The following is a 12,271-nucleotide window of genomic DNA, read 5'->3' as shown; positions in this document are numbered from 1 at the left end:
AGGCTTCCTCCTAAAAGAAAGCCTTGAATCACGTTCAATCTGATTTGAGAATCCCAAGAGTCCACACGGCCTAGTCTAACTGGCCGAGAACCGTCGGTATCATGCGATTGAGAACCGTCAACTCGGTTCCAAGCGCATAGGAAATCGGATTCTCCGTTGTGACTTGAACGACAGTGCCAACCTTCAAATGCATGACTACAGGGTTGCCGGTCACGGGGGGCGCTGCGACTGTCGGGCAAAACGCGAGACAAAGGATGGACCTTGCCGTCTTGGTCCGGCGAAAGATGCAGTCGATCTTTGACTGACCGTTGTCGGCGACGATGCGAGCTATCATCTGCCGACAAGCTTCCGATGCGACCCCCATCGGGACTAGCCAGTCTGAAAAGTATCCGCCATCCGGCCAGATCTCGTGCGCTTGCTGAATCCCGATCTCGTCCTTGTTCCCAGTGGGGGGAAGGGGGTCATTCAATCCTTTGGGTCTCTGAACGATTTAGTCCTGCAGAAAACAATATGCGGTGTGAACTTCTTCATGTTGTGTGATGCTGACGCGGTGTCGCCGAGTCGAGACCTCGCCTCACTGGATTAACTGTCTCAAGGGCGCATGCTCGCGCAAATCCATCCATTGTGCACCGGTCGCAATTAGTTGTGGTATCGCTTGCGACGCAGCGCACGGGACTGCCAAAAGGTAAGGCGCCCCGGTACTTTGCGCGATTTTTGCAAGGCTGATCGCAAGGTGATCAATTGAAAGTTGTCTTGTCATGAACGCGCAGCGGACGCAGCCGAATACCGCCTATGCGATCTGCGGCTTCAACGATATTCCAAGCCAGCGCGCCATGGGCTTCTACCTCATGATCGTCGACGAAGACGGCAGCCACAGGCCGTGGCCCATTGTCGTGGTGCGCTGGGGCAAGCGGGTGTTTGGCTATCTCAACAAATGCCCGCACAACAGCGTGAATCTGGACTGGGAACGCAACCAGTTTTTCGATCCCCGCGGCATCCGGCTGATGTGCGGCAAGCACGGCTCGACCTTCGAGCTCAGCACCGGCCGCTGTGTCGACGGCCCATGCAAGGGCAGCCGGCTCACGCCGGTTGCGTTGACGGTGCTGGACGGCGATATCTGCGTGACCGGCGTGCGGCTTGTCGAGGAGGAGGTTTCCTCTGGCTAAAGCTGAAGCCGGCGCTCAGACCGGCCGGTTCTCGTTGCGGTTTCTCACGGGTTCCATCCTCTTCAGCCCTTCTTCGTAAGAGATCTCGTCATAGGACGCATCGACATCCTTGGCCGCGTCGAGCAGGTAGTCGAGCTTGCCGGGCGCATCGAGCTTCTTGATGTCATTCTTGTCGACCCCGACCAGGTCCATCATCTCCTTCCAAACGGTGGATTCATCGCACGGCAGCACGTTGAAGGTGATACCAGCGAGCTTGATTCGATATTTCGCCAACAGGTCTATGTTGTTGCAAAACATGAAGTAGCTGCCGTCAGGGCTTAGCGCGCTCTCAAGAACGTTTGCGACATCGGCAAGATAAGCGAAGCAGTGCAGATAGCCGGCCAGCACCGGAATGATGTTTTCGCCGACCTGCACGACCGTCAGTACCTGCTCGATCGAATAGTGGGGCGGCCGCTTCTCGTCCGCGACCTGGGCCTGAAATTTCAGTGCGATATCGCCACGAAAGCCGAACCGGCCCCGCTTGGTGGTCCCGCCCTTGAATATGGGATTGAGCAGGCGCCCTTCCTTCTCCAACCGGCCGAGCGCGGTGTTCTCGATTGCAGTCATCAAAAATCATCCCTTTATCCAAGACCACCGCCGGGCACCCCGGCGGTGGGAGACGCAATGCAAATCATTTGCCGCCGCGGGCGTAACCCTTTCTCGGCGGAATCCATAAAGAAGACACGCAAAGCCGCCGCGATCCCTCGAAGACCTTTGTCAGCAACCAGACACGCGTCGCAAAGCCAACAGCCCGATTTTGAAGAATGTGAGCAGTGTCAAGCGCCTGCGCTCTGGCATGCGACTTGCCAATTCGATGCAAATGACTCTGGAAAACAAAAGGTGCCATGATCAATCTGACGGATAGCGCAGTGAATGCGGTCAAGAGCGCGATCTCGGCTTCGGCCCAGCCGAGGAGCGGCTTGCGCATCATGGTCGAGGCCGGCGGCTGCGACGGATTCAAATACAAGATGGACCTCGCCGACGGGGCAAAGCCCGACGACACCGTCATCGAGCGCGACGGGATCAAGGTGTTCGTCGACAATAAGAGCCATGAGCACCTCGCCGGCACGACGATCGATTTCGTGGTGGCGCTGGAGGGCTCGGGCTTCACCTTCGACAACCCAAACGCTAGCTCGAGCTGCTCCTGCGGCAAATCCTTCAGCAGATGAAAAGAGAAATCAAAGCATGCTGGTCGAACCGGAACAGCTGAAGCAACGGTCGGTCGTTGAGACCGATCGTGAACAACTCATTCGGGCTGTGATCGAGGAGATTCGGCCCAATCTGCAACGCGACGGCAGAGACTGTCAGCTCGTTGGGATCGACGGCAGCAAGATCACGGTCAAGCTGACCGGTGCCTGCGTGTTCTGCAAGCTTTCAAGCGCGACGCTAGAAAGCATTCAGGCGCGGCTGGTCCAAGGGCTCGGCGAATTCGTTCGCCTGATCCCGGTCGCCGGCGGCGCCAATCCGCAGCATTGAGCGAGGCTCTGTGCCGATCTATCTCGACAACAATGCGACCACGCGGACAGATCCGTGTGTCTTGCAAGCCATGTTGCCGTTCTTCACGGAGCGGTTCGGTAATGCCTCGTCCGCCCACGCCTTCGGCAGCGAGATCGCAGGCCCGGTGGCCAAGGCACGCCGCAGCCTGCAGAGTTTGCTGGGAGCCGCCCACGATCATGAGATCATCTTTACTTCCGGCGGGACCGAGTCCAACAACACCGCCATCCTTTCTGGGCTCGCGACCCAGCAAGGGCGCGACGAGATCGTCACCACCTCCGTCGAGCATTCCGCCATCCTCACGCTGGTCGAGCAATTGGCGTTAACGGGCATCAAGACGCATGTGATCCCGGTGGATTCGCGCGGCCGCCTCGACCTCGAGGCGTTTCGCTGGGCGCTTGGACCACGCACGGCGATTGCGTCCGTTATGTGGGCCAACAACGAGACCGGCACGATCTTCCCGGTGGAGTTTCTGGCCGGCTTGGCGCGCGCGGCAGGTGCGCTGTTTCACACCGATGCGGTGCAGGCCATAGGCAGGGTGCCCATCGACCTGAAGGACAGTGCTATCGACATGCTCTCGCTGTCCGCACACAAGCTGCACGGCCCCAAGGGAATCGGCGCGCTCTATTTGCGACAAGGCACGAAATTCAGGCCGCTGATCTGGGGTGGGGCACAGGAGCGACGGCGCCGCGGCGGAACCGAGAACATCCCCGGCATCGTCGGTCTTGGAAAAGCTGCAGAGCTTGCGGCGGAGGGGCTCGAGCCGGAGCGTGTTCGCATTGCTGCGTTGCGCGATCGCCTGGAGCAGACGATTTTGCACAACGGCCGCTGCATCCCGCTCGGCGATGTCAGCAACCGCCTGCCGAACACGGCCAGCATCGCCTTCGAAGATCTCGAAGGCGAAGCAATCGTCCACCATCTCAACCGAGCGGGCATTGCCGCTTCGCTCGGATCGGCTTGCAGCTCGGGGTCAATGGAGCCGTCGCATGTGCTGCGCGCGATGAACGTGCCGGCAAGGAGCCTGCGCGGCGCGGTACGCTTTTCCCTCTCGCGTGAAACCACGGCCGATGACGTCGATCAGGTCGTCCGCGTACTGTCGCGCATCCTGGCTAATCTGCGTGCCATGTCACAAGAGCCTCCCAACCCCACCAGCGCTTCGCCCCAATGCACGAGTTGATCTTATGAAAGTCATGATTCGCCGCTCTCCGGAGGGCCTGTCGATTTATGTGCCGAAAAAAGATCTCGAGGAGCCAATTGTGGAATCGGAGCGCGAGACGCTGTGGGGTGGCTGGATCAGAATAGGCAATGGCTGGGTGCTCGATCTACCCGAGATGGCAAGCGACACGTCGCTGCCGATCACGATCAATGCCAGGAAGCGTGGCGAGGACGGCGACGGCCGATGAAGGCGATGGCGCAAACCGACTTCGTCAATGCGGCCGATGCGGAGGCGATTCTCACTGACATAGCGAGGAGGCTGCGTGCCGCCAGCATTATTCCCTATCTCGGACCTGGCCTCGCTGATGTGTCCAAACCGGATGCGACGATGACGCCGGACGCCTTGGCTGCTTTCTTCGCCAGCAAGGTCGCGCTGCCGCGCCGGGCCAAAGGCAACATCTGGGCGTCTGCGCAGCACATCGAGAGCAACAAGCATCGCACCACCGTGACGGCATTGATGGCGCTGGCCTTTGCTGCGCCGGTCGAGCCGACGCCGCTGCATCATCATCTTGCCGTGCTGCCCCTGCCTGTCATCGTCGATACCTGGTATGACGGTGCGATGCGGGGGCGCTTGGCAGGCGCGAGGGATGGGGTGAGGTGCAGGGTATCACCCGCGCCGGCCTCGGCGAGGACCGCTGGTATCGCTTCTATGATGCAGCGGGCGGAGAGGTCGACCATGATGCGGCGCAGAGCTGGAGCACGGTCCTCTATAAGCCGCACGGCGGCGTGTTGCCCGCAAGGAACTTCCTGATCTCTGACGCCGACTATGTCGAGGTCCTGACCGAGATCGACATTCAGACGCCGATCCCCGATGTGGTGAAAGAGCGGCGCAGTGGCCGAAGCTTTCTCTTCATCGGCTGCCGCTTCAACGATCAGCTGCTGCGAACTTATGCGCGGCAGCTCACCAAGCGCTCGGCCGGTGTTCATTACGCCATCGTGGAGCCAGATGTGCTGTCCAGGAATGAACTGCGTTTTCTGGTCGAACAGGGCCTGACGCCGCTTGCGATCCCGCTCCCGCGCGCGATCGAGATCCTGCTCGCCGGCCGACAGACCGGTATACGGGTGTCGATGTTGCTCGCGTGCCGGCGCACGCGAGTTGTCTTTCGTTCGCGCCAGGGAATGAGTACGTTCATCTCTGTGTCGGGATCGAGACGCCTGGGACACTTCGAACATTGCTAATGTCGTGCAGAAGGCCGTCGCTTTCACGGCAGAGGGCGGTAAGCGGCTCAGCTTTTGACCTAGATCAAAATTGCTCGCAAGTCCGGCCATGGCACGCGAGTTGCAAATCTTCTTTTCAGTTTCCGCTGCAGGGAGAATGGAAGGATGAACGTATCAGCGCTGGACGAAGCAAGCTCGGTAGGGAGCGCGGTCGACATTGGCAAGGTCATGCAGATCGCCGCGCGCAAGGGCTGCGGGAGGTCCGGCGGGGGCAAGGCAAGCTGCGGCTCGCAGGCCGGCCAGGGTGATCTGCCGACCGAGATCTGGGAGAAGGTCAAGAATCACCCCTGCTACAGCGAAGCAGCGCATCATCATTACGCGCGCATGCATGTTGCGGTCGCGCCTGCCTGCAACATGCAGTGCAATTACTGCAATCGTAAATATGATTGCGCTAATGAATCGCGCCCGGGCGTGGTGAGCGAAAAACTAACGCCGGAGCAGGCGGCGAAAAACGTGCTGGCGGTCGCCTCCACAATCCCACAGATGACTGTGCTCGGCATCGCGGGGCCCGGCGATCCCCTGGCCAATCCGAAAAAGACGTTCAAGACGTTCGAGCTGGTGGCCAAGGCTGCTCCCGACATCAAGCTGTGCTTGTCGACCAACGGCCTGATGCTACCCGACCATGTCGACACGATCGCCCGCTTCAAGATCGATCATGTCACCATCACTATCAACATGGTCGATCCCGAAATCGGCGCCAAAATCTATCCGTGGATTTTCTACAACCACAAGCGCTACACCGGCCTAGAAGCCGCAAAGATCCTCAACGAGCGCCAGCTGAAAGGCCTCGAGATGCTCACCGAGCGGGGCATCCTATGCAAGATCAATTCGGTGATGATCCCGGGTATTAACGATCAGCATCTGGTCAAGGTCAACAAGGCGATCAAATCGCGCGGCGCGTTCCTGCACAACATAATGCCGCTGATCTCCGCGCCCGAGCACGGCACGGAGTTTGGTCTCAACGGGCAGCGGGGGCCAACCGCGCAGGAATTAAAGGCACTGCAGGATGCCTGCGAGGGCGAGATGAACCTGATGCGGCATTGCCGGCAGTGCCGCGCCGACGCTGTCGGCTTGCTCGGCGAGGACCGCAGCGCGGAGTTCACTACCGAGAAGGTTATGGCCATGGACGTCAAATATGACTTGCCGATGCGCAAGGCCTATCAAGCCAAGATCGAGCAGGAGCGCGTTGCCAAGCTTGCTGGCAAGCAGGAAGAGCTCGTCGAGCTTGCCAGCAAAATGAGTGACATCAAGCCCATGGTTGCCGTGGCGACGAAGGGCGCGGGCGTCATCAACGAGCATTTCGGTCACGCCAAAGAGTTCCAGGTGTACGAACTCTCCACGACCGGCGCCAAATTCGTCGGCCATCGCCGCGTCGATCACTATTGCCGGGGCGGCTGTGGCGAGGAGGAGCGCCTTGCCACCGTCATCAGCGCCATCAACGACTGCCATGCGGTATTAGTGGCCAAGATCGGCGGCTGTCCGAAAAGCAATCTGTTGAAGGCCGGGATCGAGCCAGTCGACCAATACGCCCATGAGTTCATCGAAAAATCAGCGATCGCCTGGTTCAAGTCCTATCTGGAGAAGGTGCAAAGCGGCGAAATCCAGCATACCGAGCGGGGCGAGGCGGCGATCCGCCAGGGCGCACTGATTTCGGCCGCCTAAGGGGGAAGGTCAATGCCGTTCAAGATCATCGCCTCGCAATGCACGAGCTGCTCGGCTTGCGAGCCCGAATGTCCCAATGTCGCAATCTCGGAGAAAGGCGGAACGTTTGTCATCGATCCGAAAAAATGCACCGAGTGCGTCGGCCATTTTGACGAGCCGCAATGCGTCGCGGTGTGCCCGGTCGATAACACCTGCGTCTTGGACACCTCGTTGCCGCGCTACCAGGCGCGCGCGTAAATAGGGGCCGATCCCATGACCTTTACGCCGGCGCCCAGCGCTGAAAAACTCGCGATTTTCGCGCTGCGCACCGCTGGCCGCAGCTTCCGCCTCGCCGTTACAGGCGGTGGTTGCTTGGATTTGTCCGCCAAGACAGGTGTTGCGCCGGCACCTCGGCCCGGTCAGCAAGGCCTCCAGCGGAACGGGCTAAGATTGCCTCAATTCGGGAGCCGCTAATGCTTGGCGGTGTCACGATCGATTTGACCGACACTGCTGCGCAGAGCGGGCCGATCTTCCAAGAAGCAGGTGTGCTGCTCCAGCGATACCGCAAAGGCTGCCCATTAGAACAGGAAAGCTGCCAATGAACCTCGCTGGGGCCGGCAATCCGCTGTCCGGGAGCGAAGGGGCGCTGATTGCGCGCACGCTGCTCGGCGAAGGCCTGCCGCGCGAAGCCGAGGATCATCTGTGGCAGGCCGGGCTCCTCTATCACGTGGATGCGATCGCGGAAAGGCACCTGCACGAAGCGCAGGCGCTAGCGCCGGGCCACGCCGCCGTCCTGATCGGAATCTACCGCTTCTATTTCTACAAAGGTCGCTTGGCCGAGGCGTTGGAGGTGGCAAAGCTCTGTATCTCCAAGGCAGCGCGCGAAAACGGTCTCGCTGACGATTGGCGGCGGGTCAGCGCGGGCGACGCTGCTTTCGATTGCTACGAGAACATCCTGTCGCGCTTCTATTTATTTTCGCTAAAAGCCTACGCGTACCTGCAGCTGCGGCTCGGCAATCTGGATGAAGGCCGCGCGGCCGCCAGCAAGCTCGTGCAGCTCGAGCCGACCGACAAGATCGGCGCCAGGGTGCTCCTGGACGTGCTGCAGCGGATGGGGCAGGACGATGACGATTGACATCGATAAGGCCCGCGACTGGCTGGGCAACGAGGTCGACTGCGGCACCTGCACTCGTATCGGGCTCAGGGCCAGCGGCGGCTGCCGCTTGATGCACGCCTGCGTCAACGACCGCTATGCTCGCCGCATCGACCGCTTCTTCTACTGGAATCCGGCGCTGGCCGACGCCTACATCACCCATCCACATTTTGAGGTGCGCGCGATCGCAGCCAACCACGCCAGCGTGTTTCTGCTGCCGATGCCGCCCGACGATGCTGAGGAAACCGTGCGCTGGAACGCCGCGCGGCGCCTGCCCAAGCGCTTAGTGCTGCGGCTGCGCAACGATCTGCATCGGAAGGTTAGGATGCGGGTTGCGACCTTGCTGGATGGGAGCTGGCGCCGATGATCTCGGACCAGGACTATTACGTCCGCCTGGTGGTGGCGGGCCGGATCGCGCGGGCGCTGCTTGGGCGTCTCATGAGCGATGACGAACCCGAGGTGCGCCGCGTGGTTGCGATCCGTGTTCCCAATGAGTGGCTGCTCGGCATGGTCAATGATCCCGATGGCACCGTGCGCCTCGAGATCGCACGGCGGCCGAGCTAGCGGAATTGACCAAAGACGAGGACTCGATGGTGCAGGAAGTCGCCCGCGCGCGCGTGGCCATCCGGCCCGAACGACCGAGAGAGAGTGGGACATGAGCAACATCGTTCGCGACAGCGAGGTGGTCGAGTTGACCGGGCCGCCTTTCTTCAGCTTTGGCGAAAAGGTGCAGGCCAGCCGTACCATCCGCAATGACGGGACATATGCCGGCAAGGAGATCGGCGAGATCCTCGTCAAAAAGGGGGAGGTGGGTTACGTCGTCTCAATCGGCACTTTCCTGCAGCAGTTCTACATCTATGGCGTTCAATTTCTCGAAAGCGGCAACCGCGTCGGCATGAAGCGCAAAGAGCTCGAGCCGGAGGTGGGGCGCGATGAGCTTTTGGATCTGCCGTTGCCTGAAGAGGCCGGCCCATGATCGCCTCGAGACTGCCGAAATACCAATGGGGCCAGCGCGTCAAGGCAGCGGTCGACCTCATCAATGACGGCTCGTTTCCCAATGCACCGGCCGATAGACTCCTGATCGGCGCCGGAGGGATCGGCGAGATCGTGCAGGTCGGCAGGCATAGGGAAGGCAACGTGCCAATCTATCTCGTCGAGTTCGGCGAGCGGATGGTCGTCGGCTGTCTTGAAGAAGAAATCACAGTGCTATGAGGGGGCCTTTGGCGATGAATGCCGCGGTGATGAGAAAGGCAGCGGTCAGGATGATCCCTCACCCGAACGAGCTCGATTGCAAGCGGATCGAGCGCGCCTTAAGCGCGCGCAAGCGCTATCGCTATGTCTCGCCGCATGTGAAGGCGGTGAGGGGGCTATCTGATCGAGAGTCCCTGCTGCTCTCGCAATATCGACGCCGATGGCGGCCTTATCGATGCCGCGCTGATCCACTACGACATTGTGTGCGGCATGTGGAAGCTGTTTCGCAAGAACCACGCAAACGGAATCTGGGAGTTTTATAGCATTTACCACCGGCTGACCTCGGCGATCGAAGATTTGAACACAGATCCCGAGCGGCTGTTCTGGCTATGAAGCTTATTTAGGGTCCAATTATATGGGAGACGCGATGGCGCTTGGCACAGACGAATTGATGGAAATCGAACGGGTGCTCGCGGCGGCGCAGGCTGATGCAGATCCGGTTCTCGAGTTGCGGCGTCGCTTTCCGCACCTCGCCGCGACACGCTGTGATGCCTCTGACGTGACGGAGCGACCATTCCGGAGTCTTCCGAATTTCGATCTGCATCTGATCGATGGCTGCGATCGCTGCCTAGATATCACGGCCGATCCGGTGCGGGCGATTGGCATCCTGCTGGCGGCAAGGAGGATCGGACGGTGATCGGCGTTGGACTGGTAGGGCATCGCGACGATGGCACGGACGCGGTCGACGCCGATTTATCCTTCATTCCGCTCTCAGATCCCGATATCACCTCCGCCGAGCTCTCCGCCGTGGAAGCGCTGCTGTGTTCGCCACGGGTCTCCAATGGGCCCATCACCGAGGCCTTCGAGAAAGCCTTCGCCGCCTACCTTGGGCGCAAATATGCCGTTGCCGTCCCCAGCGGCACCATCGGGCTTCTGCTTGCACTAAAAGCGCTCGGCATCGGACCCGGGCAGGAGGTGATTGCCTCGCCTTATTCGTTTCGTGAGGTAGTGCATGCTATCAGTCTCGTGGGCGCGAGGGCCGTATTTGCCGACGTCGACTATTGGTCGGGAGCCTTGGCTCCGGCGAAGGTCGAAGAGCGTGTCACGGCCAACACGCGGGCGATCATTGGTGGCAACCCCAATGGCCATCCGGCGCCATGGTCGGAGCTGCGCGCGATCGCGCAGCGCCATCAATTGCCGCTCCTGGAGGATTCAACCGAAGCGATCGGATCGCGATACAAGTTCGAACTCGTCGGCCGCTTTGGCGATATCGCCGTGTTCGACTTCGCCCAGCCACTGGCCCTGACCTGCGGCGAAGGCGGCATGGTGGTGACCGACGACATCGACATGGCCGTTGGCTTGCGCCGCCATCGCGCGCATCGGCTGGATGAGCGCTCCTCCGTTGTCGTCAGCAGCGCAGCGCCCCACCAGGCCGGCATGAGCGATCTCACAGCCGCGCTGGGCCTTGCGCAGCTGAAGCGCCTCGAGGAGATCCTGGAGCGGCGCCGACTCGTCGAACAGCTCTACAACGCGCATATGCAATCCTTTGAGGGTATCAAGCCTCCCTATGTCGGTCCCGATGTGACCGAGGTGAACTGGTTTCTTTATCTCGTCCATCTCGGAACGCGCTTCGCGCGATCCAGCCGCGACGCCATTGTCGATGACCTCCGCATCGAGCAGGTCGAGGCCGCCGCTTATTGCTATCCCTTGCATCTGCAGCGGCATTATTTCGAACTTGGCTATCGTCATGGCGATTTCCGGGTTGCGGAAAAGATCGCCGATCGCGCCCTGGCACTGCCGTTTCACAGCCACCTCACCGACGAGCAGATCGAGTTCATCGTGGAGACGATGAAGGACGCATCCATCAACATCGGCGCTGGCGCAGCAATTTATTAGCAACGAGGAATTATCAATGCGAGGCGCAAGGCAGGCTTGAATGTCGACATGCACAGTCTCACCGTTGGACAAGATAATCGACGTCATTCACGCCACGTCACTTTTGGCGGTGCTGCAGAACCCGGAGATCGCCACTTCCGGACAAATGCAGGGGCAGACCACACGCGGATGCTCCGGCCTGTTCGTCCGGCAAGGCCACGAGGAACTCTTGAGGGTGGTGCGGGAAGACAATGAGAACCTCAATGCAATTTGATGTTCTCAGCGGGCCGTCGATGCCTACAAGGAGCTGGTCGGTGGAATTGGCGTCCTTCGGTTGACCGGTACCGCCGTCGATGTCTTTCGCGCAGGAAAACACGGCGCATGAGCAAGGGAGCAGCGCGACATGGGCAGCCAAGAGATTGAGGTGTTCGCCGTCTGCCCCGCCGATGCAATCGAGCGGGGCAGCGCGAGGGGCTTTAGCCTGTCACGGATCGACGAGAGCGGTGAGAGTCGGCCGTTTCCGATTGTTGTGGTTCGGACCGTTGGCAATGATTATCACGGCTATGTCAACCGCTGCCCACATGACGGCGTCTGGCTCAACATCCGTGCGGGCGAATTTTTCTCGCCCGACCGCGCCTTTCTCGGGTGCGGCCGGCACGGAGCGATCTTCGAGATCGACAGCGGGTTTTGCATCGATGGCCCTTGTAACGGAAGAGCCCTTGAGCCGGTTGCGCTCGCCGTGATCGGCGGCGACGTCTGCCTGTGTGCCGTGAAGCTGGTGGAGGACAATGGCTTTCCCGGTCCGTTCGAGGATGGCGACGAAACCATGGACATCATGATCCATCCAGATTAACAGGCTTGATCTCATGAACGTGGACTTAAGGAGTCTTTTAAGGGAAAGCGCCGTCATTCGCATGAACATCGGCGCAGGTCTGTCGCGTATCGCTGCGTTCGGATTTGTTAGGATCAAGGGCCGGGCAGGCCGGCGGGTTATCCTGTAGCCCAGCATGAATGGTACGGCGCTACTCGAACAGCGAGACGCGCATCCATTCGATGTTCGCGTGCGTTGGTGGCTTTGCGAGGATCAAACGCCCGGTCGCCAGCTCTTATCGCGCATGGACGCATTACCCTGAAACGGAGATCATTCGCGCCCGCATCCGAATGATCTCGGCGGCCCAAGGAGGTGTTCAAGTGCTAGTACCCACTTTTCTTGGATCGTGAGTCGTGCTTCAAGATATGGATGATACCCGAAGCAAGAGAAGTCCACCTTTCGCGGAAA

Annotated in this window: 17 protein-coding genes and 2 pseudogenes; 18 read left to right on the top strand and 1 reads right to left on the bottom strand. The window is 60.2% G+C overall.

Annotated elements, in window-relative coordinates:
• Positions 1 to 758 precede the first annotated feature (758 nt).
• Positions 759 to 1,166: a Rieske 2Fe-2S domain-containing protein gene (locus AAFX91_RS32185; protein ID WP_028169019.1), complete on the top strand. Its 408-nt coding sequence runs from the start codon at positions 759 to 761 to the stop codon at positions 1,164 to 1,166.
• Between the two features lie 15 nt (positions 1,167 to 1,181).
• Here the strand turns inward: AAFX91_RS32185 and AAFX91_RS32180 are convergent, their stop codons facing one another.
• Complete coding sequence (locus AAFX91_RS32180; RefSeq protein ID WP_028169018.1) at positions 1,182 to 1,772, bottom strand: hypothetical protein; 591 nt, start codon at positions 1,770 to 1,772, stop codon at positions 1,182 to 1,184.
• Between the two features lie 278 nt (positions 1,773 to 2,050).
• On the opposite strand from AAFX91_RS32180, the gene AAFX91_RS32175 reads away from it, so the two are divergent.
• The 17 genes and pseudogenes from AAFX91_RS32175 to AAFX91_RS32095 all read left to right on the top strand — a co-directional run bounded on the left by AAFX91_RS32175 (position 2,051) and on the right by AAFX91_RS32095 (position 11,845).
• Positions 2,051 to 2,374: an iron-sulfur cluster assembly accessory protein gene (locus AAFX91_RS32175; protein WP_028169017.1), complete on the top strand. Its 324-nt coding sequence runs from the start codon at positions 2,051 to 2,053 to the stop codon at positions 2,372 to 2,374.
• A gap of 16 nt (positions 2,375 to 2,390) precedes the next feature.
• On the top strand, positions 2,391 to 2,681 hold the full coding sequence (locus AAFX91_RS32170; RefSeq protein ID WP_028169016.1) for a NifU family protein: 291 nt from the start codon (positions 2,391 to 2,393) through the stop codon (positions 2,679 to 2,681).
• Positions 2,682 to 2,691: 10 nt separating this feature from the next.
• Entirely contained in the window at positions 2,692 to 3,876 is a 1,185-nt protein-coding gene (gene nifS, locus AAFX91_RS32165; protein WP_394569266.1) for a cysteine desulfurase NifS, read from the top strand.
• Positions 3,877 to 3,880: 4 nt separating this feature from the next.
• A complete protein-coding gene (gene nifT / locus AAFX91_RS32160; protein ID WP_028169014.1) occupies positions 3,881 to 4,102 on the top strand; it encodes a putative nitrogen fixation protein NifT in 222 nt (73 codons plus the stop codon).
• A pseudogene (locus AAFX91_RS32155) lies at positions 4,099 to 4,958 on the top strand (SIR2 family protein); the annotation flags it as partial. The gene nifT and the pseudogene AAFX91_RS32155, both read left to right, overlap by 4 nt.
• A 279-nt stretch (positions 4,959 to 5,237) precedes the next feature.
• Positions 5,238 to 6,794 carry a nitrogenase cofactor biosynthesis protein NifB gene (nifB, locus tag AAFX91_RS32150; RefSeq protein ID WP_130229983.1) on the top strand — a complete coding sequence of 519 codons (1,557 nt, stop codon included), beginning with the start codon at positions 5,238 to 5,240 and terminating at the stop codon, positions 6,792 to 6,794.
• Between the two features lie 12 nt (positions 6,795 to 6,806).
• Positions 6,807 to 7,031 (top strand): YfhL family 4Fe-4S dicluster ferredoxin, encoded by a 225-nt coding sequence (locus AAFX91_RS32145; protein ID WP_028169012.1) that lies wholly within the window; start codon positions 6,807 to 6,809, stop codon positions 7,029 to 7,031.
• A 340-nt stretch (positions 7,032 to 7,371) separates the two neighbouring features.
• Positions 7,372 to 7,908 (top strand): hypothetical protein, encoded by a 537-nt coding sequence (locus AAFX91_RS32140; protein ID WP_130229981.1) that lies wholly within the window; start codon positions 7,372 to 7,374, stop codon positions 7,906 to 7,908.
• Complete coding sequence (locus AAFX91_RS32135) at positions 7,898 to 8,293, top strand: 4Fe4S-binding leucine-rich repeat protein (protein ID WP_245476659.1); 396 nt, start codon at positions 7,898 to 7,900, stop codon at positions 8,291 to 8,293. The genes AAFX91_RS32140 and AAFX91_RS32135 overlap by 11 nt, the downstream gene beginning before the upstream one ends.
• Positions 8,290 to 8,490: a hypothetical protein gene (locus AAFX91_RS32130; protein WP_394569265.1), complete on the top strand. Its 201-nt coding sequence runs from the start codon at positions 8,290 to 8,292 to the stop codon at positions 8,488 to 8,490. Before AAFX91_RS32135 ends, AAFX91_RS32130 begins: the two co-directional genes overlap by 4 nt.
• Before the next feature lie 91 nt (positions 8,491 to 8,581).
• On the top strand, positions 8,582 to 8,902 hold the full coding sequence (locus tag AAFX91_RS32125) for a nitrogen fixation protein NifZ (RefSeq protein WP_028169010.1): 321 nt from the start codon (positions 8,582 to 8,584) through the stop codon (positions 8,900 to 8,902).
• Positions 8,899 to 9,138 (top strand): nitrogen fixation protein NifZ, encoded by a 240-nt coding sequence (locus AAFX91_RS32120; RefSeq protein ID WP_028169009.1) that lies wholly within the window; start codon positions 8,899 to 8,901, stop codon positions 9,136 to 9,138. Before AAFX91_RS32125 ends, AAFX91_RS32120 begins: the two co-directional genes overlap by 4 nt.
• 14 nt (positions 9,139 to 9,152) lie before the next feature.
• A pseudogene (locus tag AAFX91_RS32115) lies at positions 9,153 to 9,510 on the top strand (hypothetical protein).
• Between the two features lie 34 nt (positions 9,511 to 9,544).
• Positions 9,545 to 9,814, top strand: a complete 270-nt coding sequence (locus AAFX91_RS32110) for a DUF6129 family protein (protein WP_130229977.1) — start codon at positions 9,545 to 9,547, stop codon at positions 9,812 to 9,814.
• 11 nt (positions 9,815 to 9,825) lie between these two features.
• Entirely contained in the window at positions 9,826 to 11,013 is a 1,188-nt protein-coding gene (locus tag AAFX91_RS32105) for a DegT/DnrJ/EryC1/StrS aminotransferase family protein (protein ID WP_245475085.1), read from the top strand.
• A gap of 40 nt (positions 11,014 to 11,053) precedes the next feature.
• Complete coding sequence (locus AAFX91_RS32100; protein ID WP_394569264.1) at positions 11,054 to 11,266, top strand: hypothetical protein; 213 nt, start codon at positions 11,054 to 11,056, stop codon at positions 11,264 to 11,266.
• Between the two features lie 129 nt (positions 11,267 to 11,395).
• On the top strand, positions 11,396 to 11,845 hold the full coding sequence (locus AAFX91_RS32095; RefSeq protein WP_028169005.1) for a Rieske 2Fe-2S domain-containing protein: 450 nt from the start codon (positions 11,396 to 11,398) through the stop codon (positions 11,843 to 11,845).
• The last annotated feature ends 426 nt before the right edge of the window (positions 11,846 to 12,271 follow it).

The sequence above is a fragment of the Bradyrhizobium sp. 31Argb genome, assembly GCF_043638955.1.
In the GTDB taxonomy this organism is placed as follows: Bacteria; Pseudomonadota; Alphaproteobacteria; order Rhizobiales; family Xanthobacteraceae; genus Bradyrhizobium.
The sequence above is the reverse complement of the archived record's forward strand: the minus strand, read 5'-3'. Positions and strand labels throughout refer to the sequence as shown.